22 protein-coding genes are annotated in these 21,747 nt (G+C 57.3%); 2 read left to right on the top strand and 20 right to left on the bottom strand.

The window, feature by feature from the left end:
- Positions 1-7: 7 nt before the first annotated feature.
- The 14 genes from ACMWJS_RS10590 to pdxB form a co-directional block, all read right to left on the bottom strand.
- Positions 8-724, bottom strand: a complete 717-nt coding sequence (locus tag ACMWJS_RS10590; protein WP_008502590.1) for an ABC transporter permease — start codon at positions 722-724, stop codon at positions 8-10.
- The gene (locus ACMWJS_RS10585) at positions 721-1,407 is read right to left on the bottom strand and encodes a histidine ABC transporter permease HisQ (RefSeq protein WP_014832782.1); all 687 of its coding nucleotides are present in this window, start codon (positions 1,405-1,407) and stop codon (positions 721-723) included. The genes ACMWJS_RS10590 and ACMWJS_RS10585 overlap by 4 nt, the downstream gene beginning before the upstream one ends.
- An 88-nt stretch (positions 1,408-1,495) precedes the next feature.
- Complete coding sequence (gene hisJ, locus ACMWJS_RS10580; protein WP_008502592.1) at positions 1,496-2,278, bottom strand: histidine ABC transporter substrate-binding protein HisJ; 783 nt, start codon at positions 2,276-2,278, stop codon at positions 1,496-1,498.
- 226 nt (positions 2,279-2,504) lie between these two features.
- Positions 2,505-3,287 carry a lysine/arginine/ornithine ABC transporter substrate-binding protein ArgT gene (argT, locus tag ACMWJS_RS10575; protein WP_023616063.1) on the bottom strand — a complete coding sequence of 261 codons (783 nt, stop codon included), beginning with the start codon at positions 3,285-3,287 and terminating at the stop codon, positions 2,505-2,507.
- Positions 3,288-3,578: 291 nt separating this feature from the next.
- Positions 3,579-4,148: a UbiX family flavin prenyltransferase gene (locus ACMWJS_RS10570; protein WP_045908736.1), complete on the bottom strand. Its 570-nt coding sequence runs from the start codon at positions 4,146-4,148 to the stop codon at positions 3,579-3,581.
- A gap of 89 nt (positions 4,149-4,237) precedes the next feature.
- Entirely contained in the window at positions 4,238-5,755 is a 1,518-nt protein-coding gene (gene purF / locus ACMWJS_RS10565) for an amidophosphoribosyltransferase (protein WP_021241570.1), read from the bottom strand.
- Positions 5,756-5,788: 33 nt separating this feature from the next.
- A complete protein-coding gene (gene cvpA / locus ACMWJS_RS10560; RefSeq protein WP_000262116.1) occupies positions 5,789-6,277 on the bottom strand; it encodes a colicin V production protein in 489 nt (162 codons plus the stop codon).
- Positions 6,278-6,442: 165 nt separating this feature from the next.
- On the bottom strand, positions 6,443-7,141 hold the full coding sequence (gene dedD / locus ACMWJS_RS10555; RefSeq protein WP_045908737.1) for a cell division protein DedD: 699 nt from the start codon (positions 7,139-7,141) through the stop codon (positions 6,443-6,445).
- Entirely contained in the window at positions 7,131-8,399 is a 1,269-nt protein-coding gene (gene folC / locus ACMWJS_RS10550) for a bifunctional tetrahydrofolate synthase/dihydrofolate synthase (RefSeq protein WP_414747037.1), read from the bottom strand. Before folC ends, dedD begins: the two co-directional genes overlap by 11 nt.
- Before the next feature lie 70 nt (positions 8,400-8,469).
- Entirely contained in the window at positions 8,470-9,375 is a 906-nt protein-coding gene (gene accD / locus ACMWJS_RS10545) for an acetyl-CoA carboxylase, carboxyltransferase subunit beta (protein ID WP_023312564.1), read from the bottom strand.
- Positions 9,376-9,529: 154 nt separating this feature from the next.
- The gene (locus ACMWJS_RS10540) at positions 9,530-10,189 is read right to left on the bottom strand and encodes a DedA family protein (RefSeq protein WP_069720438.1); all 660 of its coding nucleotides are present in this window, start codon (positions 10,187-10,189) and stop codon (positions 9,530-9,532) included.
- Positions 10,190-10,217: 28 nt separating this feature from the next.
- Positions 10,218-11,030 (bottom strand): tRNA pseudouridine(38-40) synthase TruA, encoded by an 813-nt coding sequence (gene truA / locus ACMWJS_RS10535; protein ID WP_008502600.1) that lies wholly within the window; start codon positions 11,028-11,030, stop codon positions 10,218-10,220.
- Entirely contained in the window at positions 11,030-12,043 is a 1,014-nt protein-coding gene (locus ACMWJS_RS10530; RefSeq protein ID WP_032646629.1) for an aspartate-semialdehyde dehydrogenase, read from the bottom strand. Before ACMWJS_RS10530 ends, truA begins: the two co-directional genes overlap by 1 nt.
- A 67-nt stretch (positions 12,044-12,110) precedes the next feature.
- Entirely contained in the window at positions 12,111-13,247 is a 1,137-nt protein-coding gene (gene pdxB, locus ACMWJS_RS10525) for a 4-phosphoerythronate dehydrogenase PdxB (RefSeq protein WP_414747036.1), read from the bottom strand.
- A gap of 113 nt (positions 13,248-13,360) precedes the next feature.
- Between pdxB and flk the strand changes: the two genes are divergently transcribed.
- A complete protein-coding gene (flk, locus tag ACMWJS_RS10520) occupies positions 13,361-14,365 on the top strand; it encodes a flagella biosynthesis regulator Flk (RefSeq protein ID WP_063622179.1) in 1,005 nt (334 codons plus the stop codon).
- Between the two features lie 90 nt (positions 14,366-14,455).
- Here the strand turns inward: flk and ACMWJS_RS10515 are convergent, their stop codons facing one another.
- Positions 14,456-15,634, bottom strand: coding sequence for an MFS transporter (locus ACMWJS_RS10515; protein WP_039023974.1), 1,179 nt, complete (start codon positions 15,632-15,634; stop codon positions 14,456-14,458).
- Between the two features lie 208 nt (positions 15,635-15,842).
- On the bottom strand, positions 15,843-17,060 hold the full coding sequence (gene fabB / locus ACMWJS_RS10510; RefSeq protein WP_014832795.1) for a beta-ketoacyl-ACP synthase I: 1,218 nt from the start codon (positions 17,058-17,060) through the stop codon (positions 15,843-15,845).
- A gap of 158 nt (positions 17,061-17,218) precedes the next feature.
- Here fabB and mnmC point away from each other — a divergent pair, with 158 nt between their 5' ends.
- Complete coding sequence (mnmC, locus tag ACMWJS_RS10505; protein WP_414747035.1) at positions 17,219-19,216, top strand: bifunctional tRNA (5-methylaminomethyl-2-thiouridine)(34)-methyltransferase MnmD/FAD-dependent 5-carboxymethylaminomethyl-2-thiouridine(34) oxidoreductase MnmC; 1,998 nt, start codon at positions 17,219-17,221, stop codon at positions 19,214-19,216.
- Positions 19,217-19,279: 63 nt separating this feature from the next.
- Here mnmC and ACMWJS_RS10500 read toward each other — a convergent pair whose 3' ends face one another.
- The 4 genes from ACMWJS_RS10500 to mepA are packed head-to-tail and all read right to left on the bottom strand — an operon-like array spanning position 19,280 to position 21,747.
- Positions 19,280-19,555 carry a YfcL family protein gene (locus ACMWJS_RS10500; RefSeq protein ID WP_008502607.1) on the bottom strand — a complete coding sequence of 92 codons (276 nt, stop codon included), beginning with the start codon at positions 19,553-19,555 and terminating at the stop codon, positions 19,280-19,282.
- A 13-nt stretch (positions 19,556-19,568) separates the two neighbouring features.
- The gene (locus ACMWJS_RS10495) at positions 19,569-20,114 is read right to left on the bottom strand and encodes an elongation factor P hydroxylase (RefSeq protein WP_414747034.1); all 546 of its coding nucleotides are present in this window, start codon (positions 20,112-20,114) and stop codon (positions 19,569-19,571) included.
- Positions 20,114-20,923, bottom strand: coding sequence for a sulfite exporter TauE/SafE family protein (locus ACMWJS_RS10490; RefSeq protein ID WP_045908744.1), 810 nt, complete (start codon positions 20,921-20,923; stop codon positions 20,114-20,116). The genes ACMWJS_RS10495 and ACMWJS_RS10490 overlap by 1 nt, the downstream gene beginning before the upstream one ends.
- Positions 20,923-21,747: a penicillin-insensitive murein endopeptidase gene (gene mepA, locus ACMWJS_RS10485; RefSeq protein ID WP_334755194.1), complete on the bottom strand. Its 825-nt coding sequence runs from the start codon at positions 21,745-21,747 to the stop codon at positions 20,923-20,925. Before mepA ends, ACMWJS_RS10490 begins: the two co-directional genes overlap by 1 nt.

Raw genomic sequence — 21,747 nt, 5'->3', positions numbered from 1 at the left:
ATCTTTCTCAGTGCGTCGAAGAAGGTTTTATATGCTGCAACCAGCGTTTTTCAGCCTTACGGAACAGGCTAATCAGAACATAAGAGATAATTAAATAGAGCACCGCCGCAATGCCAAATGCGGTAAACGGCTGATAGGTCGCGGAGTTAATATCGCGCGCGATTTTAAGCAGATCCGGCACCGTCGCGGTAAAGGCAAGCGCGGTCGAGTGCAGCATCAAAATCACCTCATTACTGTACGCCGGTAACGCGATACGCAAGGCCGACGGCAGAATAATGCAGCGGTACAGTTTCACCGACGAGAAGCCGTAGGCCCGCGCGGCTTCAATCTCACCGTAAGGGACAGAGCGAATAGCCCCCGCGAAAATCTCGGTGGTGTAGGCGCAGGTGTTGAGCGTCAACGCCAGCACAGTACAATTCAGGCCGCTGCGGAAGAACGCATTCAGCATCTCAGTGCCTTTTACGATCTCAAGCGTGTACATCCCCGAGTAGAACACCAGCAGCTGCACGTACAGCGGCGTACCACGAAACACGTAGGTGAAGAGCCAGATCGGGAACTGGATAAATTTATTGTTCGACACGCGGCCAATGGCAAGAAACACCGCCAGAATACCGCCCATTACCACGGAGGAGATCAGCAGCCAGAGCGTAATCGCCACGCCGGTAAAGCGGTAGCCATCCGTCCACAGCAGCGATTTCCAGTATTCCTGAATAATCTCAATCACAGGTCAGCCCTCTTCACACCCACGGAGTAGCGACGCTCGAGCAGAAGCAGCACACCATTGGAGACGGTCGTAAAGACCAGATAAATCACGCCACAGACCACCGCAAAGTAGAACGGCTCCCAGGTACTCTTGCCAGCCAGTTGAGTCGCTTTCACGACGTCTTCCAGACCGAGCAGCGAGACCAGCGCTGTCGCTTTGAGGATAACCTGCCAGTTGTTGCCGATGCCCGGGAGCGCATAGCGCATCATGGCCGGGAACATAATCCGACGAAACGTTTGTGATGAGGTAAAACCAAATGCGGTTGCCGCCTCAATGTGACCTTTCGGCACGGCCATGTAAGCACCGCGGAAGGTTTCGGTGAAGTAGGCGCCGTAGATAAAACCGAGGGTAATAATACCGGCCACCATTGGGTCGATATCAATTTGTCCCATGCCCATCGCGTCCGTCACGCTGTTCAGCGCAATCTGCAGACCGTAAAAGATAAGCAGCATCAGCACCAGATCGGGAACGCCGCGAATAAGCGTGGTGTAGCCTTCAAAGATCAGCGCCAGCGGTTTGTTAGCAGAAAGCTTCGCCCCTGCGCCTGCCAGACCTATCAGCACCGCCAGCACCACGGAGCTGATAGCCAGCTCAAGGGTGACAAGCGCGCCCTGTAAAATAACGCCAGAAAATCCGTACAGCATACCGCGAGCCCTGTCGTATCGTGAGTGGTGGAACCGTGTCTTTTCCCCTCCCACCGTGGGAGGGGCCGCACGTTATATGACGGGGCGATTAGCCGCCGTAAACATTAAAATCAAAGTACTTTTTCGCCAGCTTGTCGTAGGTGCCGTCAGCGCGCATTTCAGCGAACGCTTTGTTCAGCGCCTCACGCAGTTCGTTGTCTTCTTTGCGCAGGCCCATACCGGTGCCCACACCAAACAGCTTAACGTCCTTAATGGACGGGCCGCCAAACTTGTAATCTTTACCGACCGGCGTTTTCAAGAAGCCTTCGCTAGCCGCGACTTCATCCTGGAATGCGGCATCAATTCGGCCTGCAGTCAGGTCAGCGTAGATATTTTCCTGGCCCTGATAGGAGACAATTTCAATCCCCTTCGGTGCCCAGTGTTCGTTACCGTAGGTTTCCTGGGTAGTGCCCTGCAGCACGCCCACGCGTTTACCCTTCAGCGACTCCAGCGTTGGCTGAATGTCAGACGATTTCGCCACAACCAGACGTGAATCGGCCGCGTAGAGTTTGTCGGTGAAGGCAATCTCCTGCTGGCGTTTTTCGGTGATGGAGAGCGAGGACATGATCACGTCGATTTTTTTCGCTTTCAGGGAAGGGATCAGCGCATCCAGCGGGTTCTCAACGTAGGTACACTGTGCTTTGATGCGTTTGCACAGCTCATTGGCCAGATCGATGTCAAAACCGACCAGTTCACCCTTTGAATTCTTCGATTCGAACGGCGCATAGGTAGGGTCGGTACCAATGCGAATTTTCTGCGGAATAGCTGCGAATGCCGCGGTGGCGCTGGAAAAGGCCAGTACCAGTGATAATGACAACACGAGTTTTTTCATATTTGTCCTCAACAAACTGTCTTCATACGGGATTTTTACGACGACGGGATGGTGCTAATGTGCCATTAATCCCCTCAGTCAGGCAAAGATTAATGCCTTTCAGGCGGGAATTTTTGCATTATAAATGCGTAAGTATGCACAAAGCGATCCAATACGGTGCAACACATGCACCGCATTGGGTCAACCGCTCCCGTAACGCACCGTTACGGTGCGTTACCGCCAGGTGTTATTCGCCGTATACGTTGAAGTCGAAGTATTTCTTCGCCAGTTTGTCGTAAGTACCGTCTTTACGCAGCTCCGCAAAGGCTTTGTCAAAGGCGGCTTTCAGCTCGGTATCATCCTTACGCAGGCCAATCCCGGTGCCGTCACCAAAGTACTTTTTGTCTTTCACCGACGGGCCTGCAAACGCGAATTCTTTGCCCGCAGGCTGCTTCAGGAAGCCTTCGCTCGCGGCGACTTCATCCTGGAATGCCGCATCCAGACGGCCTGCCGCCAGGTCAGAGTAAATCAGATCCTGGTTCTGATAAGCCACCACGTCTACGCCCTTCTCACGCCAGTTAGCATTGGCATAGCCTTCCTGCGTCGAGCCCTGAAGCACGCCGACGTGTTTGCCTTTCAGCGAGTCGATGGTGGGCTTAATCGGGGAGCCTTTAGGGGCAATCAGGCGAGAATCCGCGGCGTAGAGCTTGTCAGAGAAGGCAATCTCCTGCTGGCGTTTTTCGGTGATGGAGAGAGAAGAGATAATGGCGTCGATTTTCTTGGCTTTCAGCGACGGGATTAACGCGTCAAAGTCGCTGCCCACCCATGTGCATTTCACCGCAATACGCTTGCACATTTCATTACCCAGATCGATATCAAACCCCACGAAATCGCCTTTCGCATCCTTGGAAGAGAATGGCGCGTAGGTTGCGTCTGTACCGATACGTACCGTCTGTGGAAGCGCTGCGTAGCTACCTGCTGCCGCACTTAACCCCACGAGCAAAGACAGAGCCAGAACCGTCTTCTTCATACATTTACCCTCAAGTACCGTGATTTTATTATGTATTGTGTTGTGTGTTGTGTTGCAGGCTTCATCTTGCAGGTCTTATGCCACATTGCCGTCTGGTCAAAACTTCGACGTTAAATATGTTAATAAAACGTTGCGATATTGCCTTAATGGTGAAAGATAGCAGGTCTGCCGAACGAACCGGAGAGAGAAAAAGGGAAAAAACGAATTAAATGTCGAGGATATGATCGCCGTTGCATAATTGCCCTGAAACAGGGCAACTTGTCTTTTCATGCACCTGGTTTGTGCACAGATTCAGGCACCCTGCCAGCGGGTGAAGAGATCGTCGGGCAGGTCGATGTCAAACTGATCGAGCACCCGGTTAACCGTCTGGTTGATGACGTCGTCCAGCGTTTGCGGGCGATGGTAGAACGCGGGTACCGGCGGCATGATGACCGCGCCCAGCTCCGCAGCCTGCGTCATTAAGCGCAGATGACCCAGGTGCAGCGGCGTTTCCCGCACGCACAGCACCAGAGGACGCCGCTCCTTCAGCACCACATCCGCCGCGCGCGTCACCAGGGTGTCCGTATAGCTATTCACAATGCCGGAGAGCGTTTTAATTGAACAGGGCAGGATAACCATGCCGGCTGTTTTAAATGAGCCTGAGGAGATGCTGGCAGCGATATCACGGGCATCGTGAACGACATCCGCCAGCGCCTGAACATCGCGCAGGGAGAGATCGGTTTCCAGAGAGAGGGTCTGCCGCGCCGCCTGGCTCATCACCAGATGGGTTTCGACGTCCACCACGTTACGCAGAACCTGTAACAAACGTACGCCGTAAATCGCGCCGCTGGCGCCGCTGAGCCCAACTATGAGTCGTTTCATGATTTTCGCCCTTACTGATTTCAGGGCAGACTGTGCAGGATTTTCCGGGGAGTTGCAAGTGAGGGCATACGCCCTCACCTGCCAGAGCATCAACCTTCGTTGTGCATCTCTAAGCTTTCAAGATCGTTCTGCAGCTGGACGGCTTTGGCGTCGTCATTGCGCAGCGAATCAAGATAGTCGAGATACTGCTGGTCAACGTCTTTGGTCACGTAAATACCGTTGAACACGGAGCATTCAAACTGCTGAATTTCTGGGTTCTCGGCACGTACCGCGTCGATGAGATCGTTCAGGTCCTGGAAAATCAGGCCATCAGCGCCGATGATCTGGCGAATTTCATCCACTTCACGGCCGTGAGCGATCAGCTCGTTGGCGGTTGGCATATCAATACCGTACACGTTCGGGAAGCGAATCTCCGGCGCAGCAGAGGCCAGGTAGACTTTCTTCGCACCCGCTTCGCGGGCCATCTCGATAATCTGCTCAGAGGTGGTGCCACGAACAATGGAGTCATCCACCAGCAGAACGTTCTTATCGCGGAATTCCGCGCGGTTGGCGTTCAGCTTGCGGCGCACTGACTTACGGCGCAGATGCTGCCCCGGCATGATAAACGTGCGGCCAACGTAGCGGTTCTTCACGAAGCCCTGACGGTATGGCTTATCCAGAATGCGGGCAATCTCCAGCGCGATATCGCAGGAGGTTTCCGGGATAGGAATTACCACGTCGATGTCGAGATCGTCCCACTCGCGGGCAATCTTCTCGCCGAGCTTCGTGCCCATATTGACGCGCGCGCTGTAGACGGAAATCTTGTCGATGAACGAATCCGGACGGGCAAAGTAAACGTATTCAAACAGGCACGGGTTGCTGACCGGGTTGTCGGCACACTGGCGGGTGAACAGCTGGCCCTTCTCGGTGATATACACCGCTTCGCCCGGCGCCACGTCGCGCAGGAATTCGAAGCCCAGGGTGTCCAGCGCCACGCTCTCCGAGGCAACCATATATTCAGTACGGCCATCGCCGAGGTCGCGCTTGCCGAGCACCAGCGGACGAATGCCGTTTGGATCGCGGAAGGCGACCATACCGTGACCGATGATCATCGCCACGCAGGCGTACGCGCCGCGGATCTGACGGTTTGTCGCGGCAATCGCGGCAAAAATGTTATCTGCTTCCAGCGGATAGTGACGGAAGTTATCCAGCTCGCTGGCGAACACATTGAGCAGGATTTCTGAATCAGAGGTGGTGTTAATGTGGCGACGTTTCTCTTCGAACAGCTTTTTACGCAGTTCATGCGCGTTGGTCAGGTTGCCGTTATGAGCAAGGGTGATGCCATACGGTGAGTTGACGTAGAAAGGCTGTGCCTCAGAGGCGCTGGAACTGCCAGCAGTAGGATAACGAACGTGACCGATCCCCATATTACCTTGCAGACGCTGCATATGGCGGGCTTCAAACACATCGTTTACCAGGCCATTCGCCTTACGTAAACGGAAGCAGTTGTTTGCATCAATGGTGATGATACCCGCAGCATCCTGCCCACGGTGCTGAAGCACCGTTAACGCGTCATAAATCGACTGGTTTACCGGCATGAAACCGGCGATACCGACAATACCGCACATTCGTCTTTTCCTCGTTAAGCCACATCTCAGGGTTTATGCCCTGGGCAAAAAACTCGACGAGCTTTGCAGATAGTCAAAGAACCATCTGATGATGAAGCTGAACTCTGGAATGAGCTGCGATTTCTGCCAGTCTTCACTTTTGGAGAACCCGGTGAAGGTATCCAGGAAGAACAGGATCGCGGCCACAATCAGCACGCCTCGTAATGCCCCGAAACAGATCCCGAGCACCCTGTCCGTTCCTGACAGACCGGTTTTCTCGACCAGCTGACCTATCACGTAATTCACGATAGCGCCGACAATCAACGTTGCGATAAACAGCACCGCGATAGCGATTCCATTTCGGACCAGTTCATCTTCAAAGCCCGTGAACCAGACAGACAGGTAAGTGTAGTAATGACTGGCGACAAAGAAAGCACAACCCCAGGTCACCAGCGATAACGCTTCACGAACAAAGCCACGGATCAGGCTAACCAGACAGGAAAAACCAATCACCGCAATGATGGCGTAATCAATCCAGACCATATGTGTCCCACGATTTAACGCCCTGTCATCCAGTTCGGGGCGAATTCTAACAGAAAAAGAAAACGTTTGCGTAGGGATTTCCTTCCCGCGCGTAAATAAAAAAGGCGCTGAAAAAATGTTCAACGCCGTGGCTTATCGCCTCTCTCTTAAAGGAGCAGGTCGTACTTAGTTTGCGCTGTAGCCCATCACCACACCGCTCAGGCCGGAGATCTGCTTCAGCTCACCCAGCGACCCTTTCAGTTTGTCTTTAGACGCTTCTGGCCCCACGAGGATACGCGTAATTTTACCCTGCACCGGCGTGGAAGGTGAAGTGTAAACACGATATCCCGCACTGCGCAGTTTGCTTACGACCTCGTTGACTTTATCGGCATTTTTCAGCGCACCGAGCTGCACCACGTAGGCTTTACCCGTTGGGGCAGCAGCGTCCTGCTGCGTCGGTTTTGCTGGCGGAGGCGTCTCTGACGCCGCGGCGAGCTGTTCTGCCGCTTTATCGCGCTGCGGTTTCGGCTGCGGCTTCTCAACCGGCTTCGGTTTTTCAACCGGTTTAGGCTGCTCGACCGGCACAGGATCGATATCGCTGTTGCTCGTGGCCGCCAGGCGAGACGGGTCGAGCGACGGTGCGGCGGCATCACCCGCGCGCACCTCTTCCGCCGCGCCTTCCGGTGGCTGAGCAGGCAGCGCCTGCGTCGCCGCGGGCAGCATATCCGGCTCATCGCGGTCACCCGGTTTCGGCACCAGCGGAATCGCGGCAAACTCATCCTGATAATGCTTTTTCTGCCCGTCGAGCAGCCCGGGAAGAATAATCACCCCGAGCGCGACCAGCACAATGGTTCCTGTTAAACGGTTCTGAAACTTACTCGCCACCGGTTCTCCCCGCGTCCATCACTTCCATGACATGTGCCACCGTGTGGAATGAACCACACACCAGCACGGTATCTTCTGGTTTAGCATCCGCCATCGCGGCATGCCAGGCCTGCGCCACGCTACTGTAGATTGCGCCTTTGCCGAGATGTTCCATCAGCTGCTCAGCCGTCGCGCCGCGCGGCCCCTCCAGAGGAGCACAATACCAGCTATCGACCACACTCTCCATGCAGGCCAGCGTCCCGCCGATATCTTTATCATGAAGCATACCGATAACCGCCAGCACGCGCCCGGTTTTTGGTAACGATTTGAGACGTCCCGCGAGATACGCCGCCGCGTGGGGGTTGTGCGCCACATCCAGGATCAGGCGCGGTGACTCGCTCACAATCTGGAAACGTCCGGGCAGAATCGCATTTTGAATGCCCTCGCGGATCGCCTGTTCGCTGACCACGAGGCCGCTGGCGCGCAGTGCCGCCAGCGCGGTGGCTGCGTTTGGCTGCGGCACCTGGGGCAGCGGCAGGTTGTCGAGCGCGCCCTGCGCATCGCTAAAGCGCCAGCCGTTGTCCTGAACCTCATACTGCCAGTCAACACCGCGGCGCAGCAGCTGCGCGCCCTTCTCCTTCGCCACGTCAGCAATGGTATGCGGCATATCCGGCTCGCCAACCACCGCGGGCTTATTTGCCCGGAAAATACCGGACTTCTCACGGCCGATACTTTCACGATCGGGCCCCAGCCAGTCGACATGATCCAGCGCGATGGAAGTCACCACCGCCACGTCCGCATCCACGATATTGGTCGCATCAAGACGTCCGCCGAGACCGACCTCAAGGATCACCACATCCAGCTGCGCCTGTTTAAACAGCCACAGGGCCGATAGGGTACCGTATTCAAAATAGGTTAATGAGATCTCTCCGCGCGCGGCTTCAATTTCAGCAAACGACGCCGTATGCGCGGATTCCGGCAGCTCGCGGTTCTGTACGCGAACCCGCTCGGTGTAGCGTACCAGGTGTGGAGAGCTGTAAACGCCAACCCTGTAACCCGCCGCCATCAGGACGGATTCCAGCGTACGGCAGGTCGTGCCTTTGCCGTTGGTTCCCGCGACGGTGAACACGAAAGGCGCCGGTTTGAGCACGTCAAGACGCGCCGCAACCTCGCTTACGCGTTCAAGCCCCATATCGATGGTTTTACTGTGCAGGTTTTCCAGATAAGAAAGCCACGCGGCCAGGGGCGACGTGGCTTGGGGAATGCTTTTATTTTCCATAATGCCCGGTTGTCATTAACAGATTAGAAAGCAAAAGGGCAGCGCCAACCGGCCCTGCCCTTTTCAGTTATCAGGCCTCGGGTTCCTGATCCGGTACCACCACGCCTTCGCGCGGTTCATCCGGGTTCGGCGCTGGCAGATTCATCAGCTTCGCCAGGATGCTCGCCAGCTTCAGGCGCATTTCCGGACGGCGGACAATCATGTCGATGGCGCCTTTCTCGATGAGGAACTCACTGCGCTGGAAGCCCGGCGGCAGTTTTTCACGAACGGTCTGCTCGATAACGCGAGGACCCGCAAAGCCGATCAGCGCTTTTGGCTCAGCGATGTTCAGATCGCCCAGCATCGCGAAGCTCGCGGAGACGCCGCCCATGGTTGGGTCGGTCAGCACGGAGATATACGGCAGACCGCGCTCCTGCATCTTCGCCAGAGCTGCAGAGGTTTTTGCCATCTGCATCAGCGACATCAGCGCTTCCTGCATGCGCGCACCGCCGGAGGCAGAGAAGCAGATCAGCGGACAGTTGTCTTCCAGCGCCTGCTCAACGGCACGCACGAAGCGCGCACCGACCACGGAGCCCATTGAGCCGCCCATAAAGGAGAACTCAAACGCAGCGGCAACAGCCGGCATCCCGTGCAGGGTGCCTTTCATGACGACCAGCGCGTCTTTCTCGCCGGTCTCTTTCTGTGCAGAGGCCAGACGATCTTTATATTTTTTGGAATCGCGGAACTTCAGCACGTCTTTTGGCTCAAGCTCGCTGCCCAGTTCTACCAGAGAACCTTCGTCCAGCAGGCTATGCAGGCGGTTGCGCGCCGACATACGCATATGGTGGTCACACTTCGGACACACCTCAAGGTTGCGCTCCAGCTCTGCGCGATACAGAACCTGGCCGCAGCTATCACACTTCGTCCATACCCCTTCAGGAATGCTCGCTTTACGCGTTGGGGTAATGTTGCTTTTAATTCGTTCAATCCAGCTCATTGATAACCTTTCTGCCTGAACCTGGTCGTATGCCAGTTTTGCTATAAGAGGCGAATAATGCCATTTTTGCCTCCAACAGACCATGAATGTTGCACATTAAAACATAACAGCCCGAAACTTTGGATAAAAAAGTGGTCGAACCGCCAGTGTGCATTTACTTCGCTTGCTTTGCCGCCGCACGTTTGTGACGAATGATTTCGATAACACCCGGCAGTACGGAAAGCACAATAATCGCTACAATCAGTAACTTAAGGTTTTCCTGAACCACCGGGAGATCGCCAAACAGGTAGCCTGCATAGGTAAACAGCAGCACCCACAACAGCGCCCCCACGACGTTATACATGGCAAAATGACGATAGGACATATGCCCCATTCCCGCCACAAACGGTGCAAATGTGCGCACAATAGGCACAAAGCGCGCAAGGATAATGGTTTTTCCGCCATGGCGTTCATAAAACGCATGGGTTTTGTCTAAATAGCTGCGACGGAAAATTTTTGAATCCGGATTACTGAACAGCCGCTCACCGAATACGCGTCCAATCGTGTAGTTGACCGCATCACCGACGATGGCGGCAATCACCATCAGCACCACCATAAGATGCACGTTCAGATCGTTGGTGGGCAGCGCCGATAACGCTCCGGCAACGAACAGCAGGGAATCCCCCGGCAGGAACGGCGTGACAACCAGCCCGGTTTCACAGAACAGGATGAGGAACAGAATAGCGTAAACCCAGACGCCATACTGCGCGACCAGCTCCGCCAGGTGAACATCAATATGCAGGATGAAATCAATTATAAAACGAATTACGTCCATATTGTCTAAGCCCTAATTGCACCTTTGTTTAGTCCGCTAAAAACAGCGGACCCATTGGCGGTTTCGGCAGGTCAAACCGATCCGGATAGTCTACCGAGACCAGATACAACCCTTCCGCTTTCGCCGTGGCTGCCGCAAGCGTTCTGTCCTTCGCTGCCAGCAGGTCTGCAATCCAGCTCTCCGGCTGGTGTCCGGCACCCACTTCCATCAGGCTGCCCACAATATTCCGCACCATATGATGTACAAAGGCATTGGCTTTGATATCCACCACCACATACGCGCCAAAACGGCTGACGTTGATGTGCATGACGTTACGCCACGGCGTGCGGGACTGACACTGCACCGCACGAAACGAGGTAAAGTCATTCTCCCCAATCAGACACTGCGCCGCGCGATGCATACGTTCAGCATCAAGCGGTTCATAAAAATGCGTCACGCCCTGGCTTAACACCGCCGGACGCAGACGCTGATTGTAGATGACGTAGCGGTAACGGCGCGCCGTGGCGCTGAAACGCGCGTGAAAATCATCCGGCACAGCTTTCACCCAGCGCACCGCAATGTCACCAGGCAAATTCGCATTTACCCCCAGCGTCCAGGCGGCATCCTTACGCACGGCGGTGGTTTCAAAGTGCACCACCTGCCCCGTGCCGTGAACGCCCGCATCCGTACGGCCTGCACACAGGACGTTAATCGGCTCGTTTGCCACCTGAGAGAGCGCTTTCTCCAGCTTTTCCTGGACGCTGCGCACCTCATTCTGACGCTGCCAGCCATAATATTTACTGCCATCGTACTCAATACCGAGGGCAATTTTATGAACCGGCTTTTGTTCCACGTCTGACATCAGTACAGGTACTCCTGCACCAGTTTTTCAGCGATCTTGACCGCCATCAGCGCGCCGCCGAAACGAACGTTGTCGGCAACGGACCAGAACTGGACCTGCTCCGGCATACCGTAGTCGTTACGCACGCAGCCAACGGAAAGATGCGCGCTGCCGGTGGCATCGCCCACCTGGGTCGGGAACTCGCTCTCTTCAGAGAGGACGATGTCTTCCCCGCGGCCAAACGCATCGCGCGCCTCTTCTGCCGCCAGCGGACGCAGCGCTTCAAAGCCGACCATCTGCGCGTGGCCGTAGAAGACCGGGGACTGCACGACGCTTGCGGAGATCATCAGGCCATCGTCCTGCAGAATTTTACGTACCTCATCAACGATACGACGCTCTTCGCGCACGGAACCCTCGCGGTCCGGCAGCAGCGGCAGCATGTTGAACGCCAACTGGCGGCCAAAGAAATCATCTTCGTCAATCGGAATGCCGTTCAGCAGCTTCGCGCTCTGCCCGGCCAGCGCGTCAACGGCCTTTTTGCCGTTTGCGGACGCGGACAGCAGGCTGGTGACGGTAATGCGCGACAGGCCGCCGTCGTCGATCAGCGGTTTCAGGGCGGTCAGCAGCTGGCTGGTCAGGCTGTTCGGTACCGCAATGACGTTACGGTTGCGGTAATCAGCCAGCACAAACGGGTTCACGTCCGGCACCACCAGCGGCACATCCGGCTCCATGGAGAACAGGCCGCTCAGGTCGATGACCAGGCAGCCTGCGTTGGTCGCCTCTTCAACGTACGCCGCAGTGGCTTCAGCGCCTGCGGCGAAAAACGCCAGCTGCGCCTGCGTCCAGTCGAACGCCGCCGCATCCTGAACCATGACGGATTTACTGTTAAAACGCAGATGCTCACCCGCGCTATCCGTTCGCGCCAGCGCATAGATATCGCCCACCGGGAACTGACGCTCAGCAAGCGTTTCGAGCAGGGCTTCGCCCACGGCACCCGTGGCACCTAAAATGGCAATGTTCCAGCCTTCAGACATGGTGGTTTACTCCAGAAATAAAAAAGCGTCCCTGTCGGAGTATCCGACAGGGAGCATTAAGAAGACATTAATGCGCCGGGTGATGAATGGCGTTAAACCCCAGCTTGTGCAGCAGCGTCGCCGCCGACGCGTCGTCGCACATGACATACAGGGAAGACCACTCGCGGCGCTCAACGTAGTGCTTGCGCAGCTTATCAAACTCACCCGGGATCCCCGCCACTTTACGCAGCAGCGCATCATCGCGGCGCACATCATACACCAAATGCACCAGCCTTTTCAGCGTTGCCTGATCGAGCGGGCCGTGAAGGGTAATGCGGCCAAATTCAGGCGCGGGGAGTAAGGTATCCAGCGCCACCTGCTGCGGATGACCGATAAAGGCGCTGTAGGCCTCGAAGACCTGCGTCGTGCCGCGGGCTTTCCCTTCGAGGGTATAACCGGCGATATGTGCGGTGCCCACGTCCACCTTGTTAAGCAACTCAACGTTGAGGTCCGGCTCCGGCTCCCAGACGTCCAGCACCACGCTGAGATCTTGTCCTTCGTTCAGACACCTCAGCAGCGCGGCGTTATCGACTACCGGACCACGACAGGCATTTATCAGAATAGCGCCAGCCTTCAGACGGCGAATGAGCGCCTCATCGGCAAGATGCAGCGACTTATACGGCCCCTCTTTAAACAGCGGCGTGTGGAACGTCAGCACGTCACACTGTTCAACCAGCTCGTCCAGCGAGCGGAAATCCCCGTCATCGCCGTTGTCTTTGCGCGGCGGATCGCACAGCAGCGTACGGATCCCTAACGCTTCCAGGCGCTTTTGCAGGCGCCCGCCGACGTTACCCACGCCGACAATCCCCACGGTGCGGTCTTTCAGCGCAAATCCGTCGCGCTCGGCCAGCATCAGCAGCGAGGAGAAAACGTATTCCACGACGGCAATCGCGTTACAGCCCGGAGCGGCGGAGAAACCGATTCCGGCCTGCTTCAGCCATTTATCATCCACATGATCGGTCCCTGCCGTTGCGGTCCCAACGAACTTAACCGCCTTACCGGCGAGCAACGCCTCATTTACTTTGGTCACCGAGCGCACCATCAGGGCGTCGGCGTCGTCCAGTTCGTTGACCGGGATTGGGCGACCAGGAACAGCCTTAACGTTACCCAGGCGGCTAAACAGCTCACGGGCGTAAGGCATATTTTCATCAACGAGGATTTTCACGTCTGAGTACCTGTTTGAGAGGAAGAAAACCTGCCAAGTGTGCCATAATCTGGCCGCCAGGCATATACGTCTGCCAGGTTTACGCTGAGTTTTGACTTTAAGGATTTTTGACGATGCAGCCCATTTCAGGTACGCCGCCACGCCCTCCGGGTGAAGGCCCTGTCACGCCAAACGTTGCCGGTGAACAACCGCTATCCACGCAACAGCGCACCGTGCTGGAGCGACTGATCACGCGCCTGATTGCGCTGACTTCGCAGCAAAACGCGGAAGTCTGGGCCGGGGTGAAGCATGATTTAGGCGTGAGGAACGACGCACCGCTGCAGTCGCGTCATTTCCCCGCTGCCGAGCAAAATCTGAACCAGCGTATTACGACCGCGCAGCAGAACCACACCACGCGCCAGATTGTTTCTCAGCTGACGGAGCTGCTGGGCCAGGGAAATAACCGCCAGGCGGTGAGTGATTTTATTCGCCAGCAGTATGGTCAGACCGCGCTGGGCCAGCTGACGCCCGATCAGCTCAAAACCGTGCTGACGCTGCTGCAGAACAATGAGCTGTCGATTCCGCAGCCACAGGTGCGCCCGGCGACCGAGCGTCCGCTGCTGCCCGCCGAGCACAATACGCTCAAGCAGATGGTGACCAAGCTGGCCGCGGCCACCGGCGAGCCGACGAAGCTCATCTGGCAATCCATGCTGGAGCTGTCCGGCGTGAAAGCGGGCGAGCTGATCCCGGCCAAACAGTTTACCCATCTGGTGACCTGGCTCCAGGCACGCCAGACGCTCAGCACCCAGAGCGCCCCGACTCTGCATACTGTCCAGGCCGCGCTGAAACAGCCGCTTGAACCGCACGAGTTCGAGGTGATTCGGGATTATGCCCAGCAAAACTGGCAGGCCACGCCGCAGACGGTACTGACTACCGCGCAGGTGCAGGACCTACTCAACCAGATCTTCGTTCGCCGCGCCGAACGTGAAGGCGGCGTGCCGGAGGTGAGAAATGTTCAGCCGATCTACAGCCCGCTGTTTGCGCCGGTCGTGGAAACCTTCAGAACCCTCTCTGCGCGTCCGGGATTGATGTTTATTGCACTGCTGATTGCGCTGGCGATTTTCTGGCTGGTTGCCTGATATTTTGCCCAGTGGCGCTGCGCTTACCGGGCCTACAACGGCTCGAACCGTAGGCCGGGTAAGGCGCAGCCGCCACCCGGCAACAAAGACTCACGTTCTGCGAAACGCCACCAGCGTCACCACGATCCCCACCACCGCGGAAACCGCACCGGCCAGGAAGACGGACGGATAACCAAACGAGGTCGCTAACAGCCCGGCCAGCGGCCCGGTAACGCCGTATGAGATATCCTGAAACGCCGCATAGCCACCCAGCGCCGTCCCGCGCACCTGCGGGGCCACGCGCTTCACCACTTCAACGCCCAGCGCCGGGAAGATCAGAGAACAGCCGCAGCCAGTCAACGCCGCCCCCAGCAGCGCCACGGATGCCACGGGTGCATTCCACAACAGCAGAAGACCGATGGTTTCAATGACCAGCGACGCCACCGCCACCTTCACGCCACCGAAGCGATCCGGCATCCAGCCAAAAAGCACGCGCATCAGCACAAACGCGCCGCCAAACGCGGTAAGCGTAAAACCGGCCATCGCCCAGCCGCGGCTCATAAAATAGAGCGAGACGAACGTCCCTATGACCGCAAAACCCACGCCCTGCAGCGCCAGGCCCAGGCCCGGCTGCCAGATTTGGCCGACCACACTCCACAGGGAAGGACGCTCGCCTTTGTGCGCGGGCACCTTACGCACCGAGCCGTTAAACGCCCATGCCACCAGCGGCAGCGCCATGGTGGTGGCAGCCAGCGCCGCAAAACCAAACTGGCTGTTGATCAGCAGGCCAAGCGGTGCACCGGCGGCCAGCGCGCCGTAGATGGCCATGCCGTTCCAGGACATCACCTTGCCGGAACGTGCTGGCCCCACCAGCCCCATACCCCAGGTCAGGGTGCCGGTCAGCAACTGGCTTTCACCGAAGCCAAGAATTAAACGGCCCAGCACCAGCAGCGCAAATTTATACGCCGCATCAACCGGCAGAAGAGCCGCCAGCAGCCAGGCGCCGCCCGCCAGCCCGCAGGCAAACATCCCCTGCAGCGCCGAGCGTTTGGCACCGTGCTGATCCGCCAGTCGTCCAGCGTATCCGCGGGTTAACACCGTGGCTAAAAACTGAATGCCCACGGCAATGCCGACCATGGTGTTGCCATAGCCCAGCTCCTGATGAACGAACAGCGGGATCACCGGCAGCGGCAGGCCCACGGTCATATAGGTCAGAAATACCGCAAAGGCGATACGGAACAGCGAGACGTTCGCTGAAGGGGTTGTTTCTGTTTGAGTTACTGCAGTCATGCTTTACTCCGAGATGAAGAGTAAGGCGGGGAAATGCCACGCCCCCTCTACCTGATTATCAGGATTAAGGTGCGTTGGTTGACGTTAAACGCTTACGCATTATCGTGAGGATAATGTTGAGTGGTGAAGTTTGCCTGTGAGATCAGCTGCTTGTCAATGCATAAAAAAAGGGAGCCTTATGACTCCCCTTCTGAATCAAACATAAAACTTATGCTTTCAGCTTACGCATGACCAGCGTGGCGTTGGTGCCGCCGAAACCGAAGCTGTTGGACATGACAGTAGTCAGCGTCGCTTCCGTTGGTTTGGTCACGATGTTCAGGCCAGCAGCCTGCTCGTCCATCTCTTCGATATTGATGCTTGGGGCGATAAAGCCGTTTTCCAGCATCAGCAGAGAGTAGATCGCTTCCTGAACGCCAGCCGCACCCAGAGAGTGACCGGTCATGGCTTTGGTCGCAGAGATCGCCGGGCTGTTGTCGCCGAAGACTTCGCGGATCGCACCCAGCTCTTTCACGTCGCCTACCGGCGTAGAGGTACCGTGAGAGTTCAGGTAGTCGATTGGGGTGTCAACGCCGTGCATCGCCATCTTCATGCAGCGCACCGCGCCTTCGCCGGATGGTGCAACCATGTCGGCGCCGTCAGACGTTGCACCGTAGCCCACGATCTCAGCATAGATGTGCGCACCACGTGCCAGGGCGTGCTCCAGCTCTTCAACCACAACCATACCGCCGCCGCCCGCGATGACGAAACCGTCACGGTGCGCATCGTAGGTACGGGAAGCTTTGTCCGGAGTCTCATTGTACTTGGTGGACAGTGCGCCCATCGCGTCGAATTCGCAGGCCATTTCCCAGCCCAGCTCTTCGCCGCCGCCAGCAAATACGATGTCCTGTTTACCCAGCTGGATCTGCTCAACAGCATTACCGATGCAGTGCGCGGAAGTCGCACACGCAGAGCTGATGGAGTAGTTCACACCGTGGATTTTGAACGGGGTCGCCAGGCATGCGGAAACCGCAGAACCCATGGCTTTAGTCACCACGTACGGACCTACCGCTTTCAGACCACGCGGGCTACGCATTGCGTCAGCACCAAATACCTGCGCTTTAGATGAACCGCCGGAACCGGCGATCAGACCCACGCGCGGGTTGTTCTGATAAACCTCTTCGCTCAGGCCAGAATCTTTGATCGCTTCCTGCATGGAGAGATAAGCATAAATAGAGGCATCGTTCATGAAACGAACCACTTTGCGGTCAATCAAACCGGTGGTGTCCAGTTTGACGTTACCCCATACGTGGCTACGCATACCTGAATCTTTAAACTCTTCAGAGAAAGTGATCCCGGAGCGTCCTTCACGCAGAGATGCCAGGACTTCCTGCTGGTTATTACCGATGCTGGAAACAATGCCCAGGCCAGTAATCACTGCACGTTTCATTCAATACCTCTGTAAGTCGCACTATAGTAAGTTTCGAGTCGCACAATAGCGTACACTTGTACGCCGAACAAGTCCGATCAGACATTTTCTGCGGAAATTTGCACCGATGGACTCACATCGTTAAGATCGTGCCACTGCCTGTCAGACGAGTAACTTACGTGAAACAAAACGCTATACAACCCGCCAACCTCGAATTCAACGCTGAGGGTACACCTGTTTCCCGAGATTTTGATGATGTCTATTTTTCTAATGATAACGGACTCGAAGAAACTCGCTATGTTTTCCTCGACGGAAACCAGCTCAGCACCCGCTTCCCGGCGCACCCGCGGAGCCTGTTTGTGGTCGCGGAAAGTGGATTCGGTACCGGGCTGAATTTTTTAACCCTCTGGCAGGCGTTTAACCAGTTCCACGCTGCTCACCCCGAGGCTACGCTACAAAGATTACATTTCATCAGTTTCGAAAAATTCCCGCTTACCGCGCACGATCTGCGGCTTGCCCACCAGCGCTGGCCGGAGCTTGCGCCCTGGGCGGAGCAGCTTCAGGCGCAGTGGCCGCCCCACATCGGCGGCTGTCATCGTCTGATGCTGGACGGTGGACGCGTCACGCTGGACTTATGGCTCGGCGACATCAACGACCTGACCGACAGGCTCGATGATTCGATGAATCAGAAGGTCGACGCGTGGTTCCTGGACGGTTTTGCCCCTGCCAAAAACCCGGACATGTGGAGCCAGCATCTGTTTAACGCGATGGCGCGGCTGGCGCGCCCTGGGGCAACGCTTGCCACCTTCACCTCGGCGGGCTTTGTCCGCCGTGGGCTGCAGGAGGCGGGCTTTACCATGCAGAAGACCAAAGGCTTTGGCCGCAAGCGCGACATGCTGGTCGGCAGGATGGAGCAGACGCTGGACATCCCCGCTCAGACGCTCTGGTTTGCACGCCGCGCCAGCGCATCGCGCGACGTGGCGATCGTTGGCGGCGGGATCGCCAGCGCCCTGCTCTCGCTCGCGCTTCTGCAGCGTGGCTGGCAGGTCACGCTCTACTGCGCTGACGACGCGCCCGCCAGCGGCGCGTCCGGCAACCGTCAGGGGGCGCTCTATCCGCTTTTAAGCGCGCACGACCCGGCCCTGTTCCAGTTTTTCCCGGCAGCGTTTACCTTCGCCCGTCGCCTGTATGACGCGCTTCCGGTGGCGTTCGACCATGACTGGTGCGGCGTCACGCAGCTTGGCTGGGATGAAAAGAGCCAGCAGAAGATCGCGCAGATGCTCTCTCTGGGCCTGCCCGAAGAGATTGCCCGCGCGGTGAGCGCGCAAGAGGTGGAAGACACCGCTGGCGTGGAAACCGGGTGCGGGGGCATTCAATATCCGCTCGGCGGCTGGCTGTGCCCGGCTGAACTGACCGCGGCGGTCATTGCCCTGGCGCAGTCGCGCGGGCTGACGGTGCAGTATGGCCACAAGGTGGCATCGCTCACCCGGACAGAACGCTGGGATCTGCGTTTCGCTGATGGCAGGGAGGCGAGCCATGCCAGCGTTGTGCTGGCCAACGGGCATCACATCAGCCAGTTTATTCAGACAGCGACGTTGCCGGTTTATCCGGTCGGCGGCCAGGTGAGCCATATCCCGACCGCGCCTGCGCTCGGCAAACTGCGTCAGGTGCTGTGCTATGACGGCTATCTGACGCCGCAAAATCCCTCTAATGGCCATCACTGCATCGGGGCCAGCTATCATCGTGGCGAAACGGAGATGCGCTACAGCGAGGCGGATCAGTTGCAGAACCACCAGCGCCTGATTGACTGTTTCCCGGATGCGGCGTGGGCGAGAGAGGTTGACGTCAGCGAGGGCGAAGCGCGCTGCGGCGTACGCTGCGCCACCCGCGATCATCTACCCATGGCGGGAAATGTGCCGGACTATGAGGCAACGCTTGAGGCGTATCAGGATCTGGCTGAACACAAGGAGACGGCTGTGGTCTCACCGGTTCATCCGGAGCTGTTTATGCTGGGCGGGCTGGGTTCCCGCGGGCTGTGCTCTGCCCCGCTGCTGGCTGAAGTGTTAGCCGCGCAGATGAGCGACGAGCCGATTCCGCTGGACAGGGTCACGCTTGCGGGGCTGAATCCGAATCGTTTGTGGGTGCGGAAATTGCTGAAGGGGAAGAAGGTTAAGTAAGGTGCGGCCTGGTGCCCTCACCCTAACCCTCTCCCACAGGGAGAGGGAAGAGAAGGCGGCGGCTTAGCGTTTAGCCTGCTGGAATAAATTGTCCCACATGCCCAGCACCAGAGACTGGTCGCGCGGAGAAAGTTCCCCGGCCTGAATGGCTTTCTCCAGACTGCGGGTCACTTCCTCATGAACAGCGTCGGCAGAGTGATCGTCACCTGCTTCCAGCTCAGCTACCGCGAGCGTCAGGTGACCACGCAGATAACCGCTGGCGAACAGCTCATCATCGCTGGCGTGTTCCACCATGTCATCAATTAACGCCAGAATGCGTGATTCAAATTCTGCGATCATCTTCTTTCCTCTGTTAAAGATCTTCCGGCCAAGGGAAGCATTCCGCCGTGATCACCGGCGTGTGGTAATAATTCTGTAAGGCCTCAATCAGGCGCGCCGGACGTTCCGGGATGCCTTTCTCAAGATAGTCCATCACCTGCGCATGCACGCGGCGCTGGAAGACGATACGGTCTGGCTCGAAGTCGCCTTCGAGGTTGTCACAGCTCACGTTGAACGGGAAACCCGCCGCGACGCAGAATAGCCATTCCAGCGCCTGCGGCTTCACTTCCACATCCTCAAACTGGCCCTGCGTTGCGGCGTCACGCCCGTCCGGGCAGTACCAGTAACCAAAGTCCACCAGCTCGCGACGCACTTTTCCGGCGATGCACCAGTGCGAAATTTCGTGCAAACCGCTGGCGTAAAAGCCGTGCGCAAAGACGATGCGGTTATACGGAACCTCTGCATCAGCAGGAAGATAGATCGGTTCGTCGTCGCCTTTAATCAGACGGGTATTAAAATCGTCAGCAAAACAGCCGTCAAAAATCTCAATCAGCTGTTCGTATTTATGCGTACTGTTCATTAATGCATCCCCAACCAGGTGAGGATCTCCTGTCCATGGCTGTCATAAAGAAGTTTGGCGCTCATTACGGCCGAGACGATGACGATCATCGGTCGAATCAGCTTTTGTCCTTTGCTTAATACCAGACGCGAACCCGCGCGTGCGCCCAGGAACTGCCCTGCCATCATGACGAATCCGGTTGCCCAGATGACCTTGCCGCCAATGATAAACAGCAGCAGGCCGCCGAGGTTCGACGTCGCGTTGAGCACTTTGGCATGAGCGGTCGACTTGGCGAGGTTAAACCCGGCCAGCGTCACGAACGCCAGCGCGTAAAACGAGCCTGCCCCCGGGCCGAAGAAACCGTCGTAAAAACCGACGCAGCCACCGGCAATCAGGGCAAACGGCAGACCGTGCAGACGACGCTGGCGGTCTTCCTCGCCGAGCTTCGGCATCAGCAGGAAATAAAGCCCGATGCAGATGACCAGAACCGGCAGGATCTGGCGCAAAATATCCGACTGCACGTGCTGAACCAGCAGCGCGCCCGACGTGGAACCGATAAAGGTCATCAGGATATTGAGCTTCTGGTCGGCCAGGCTCACCACCTTGCGGCGGATAAAATAGAGCGACGCCGAGAGCGAGCCGCCGCAGGCCTGCAGCTTGTTGGTGGCAAGCGCCTGCGCCGGGCTCATGCCCGCCGCCAGCAGCGCGGGTACGGTTAATAACCCGCCGCCGCCCGCAAGGGCATCAATAAAACCGGCCAGCATGGCCACGAAGAACAGCACCACCAGCAGCAGCGGTGACACCATAAACAGATCGACGAAATTATCCATTAAAGTACATGCTCATCCAGTAGCGCCTGGCAGGAAGGCGGCAACGGAGGCGGTGTCTTCTTCTCAGGCTTAGAGGTTCCAGGTTTTGCCGGTTCAAACCAGCTTTGCAGTTCCGCACCGCAGCCATCGCCTGGCGGCGGGAGCGGCTGATCTTCACATTCGAGGCTGTTCGCCGGGCAGCGCAGGCGAACGTGCATGTGCGCGCGATGCTGGAACCACGGGCGCACTTTGCGCAGCCAGTCGCGGTCCGTTCCGGCATCCAGGCAGAGCTGCTGCTTGATGGCCGGGTTGACGAAAATCCGCGTGACGTCGTTATCTTCTGCCGCCAGCTTGATCATGCTGGAGACCTCCCGCGTCCACACGGACGGCACAACGCGCTTGCCGTCGCTCGCCACCAGATCCAGCGCCTGCGGCTTCAGAAGCTGGGCAGACGTCCAGCGCGCTTTCGGCAGCTGCAGGAAGATATCCACATCCAGCCCGGTCTGATGACTGGCGTGTCCACCGTTAAAACGCCCGCCTGCAGGCATCCCCATATCACCGATCAGCATCGTGCCCAGCCCCAGGTTATGCACCTGGTTGCCAAGACGCTGAATAAACAGCACCAGATCCGGGTGGCCAAAGTAGCGACGCTGGTCGGTACGCATCACCTGATAGGTGTCTGATTGCAGCGGAAGTTCCTGCGCGCCGACAATACACCCGTTAGAGAAGGCGCCAATAGACTGCGCGCTTCCTGCCACCGGGTGGGTGATTTTTTGCCATGGCGTCGCGGCCAGACTGGCTCCACTGACCAACAGTGCCAGCAGAGCAATTGCGGTTTTTTTCAT

Origin of the sequence: Enterobacter sp. HK-058-C-ECC (assembly GCF_047531125.1) — a bacterium.
Lineage (GTDB): Bacteria > Pseudomonadota > Gammaproteobacteria > Enterobacterales > Enterobacteriaceae > Enterobacter > Enterobacter quasiroggenkampii.
The sequence above is the reverse complement of the archived record's forward strand: the minus strand, read 5'-3'. Positions and strand labels throughout refer to the sequence as shown.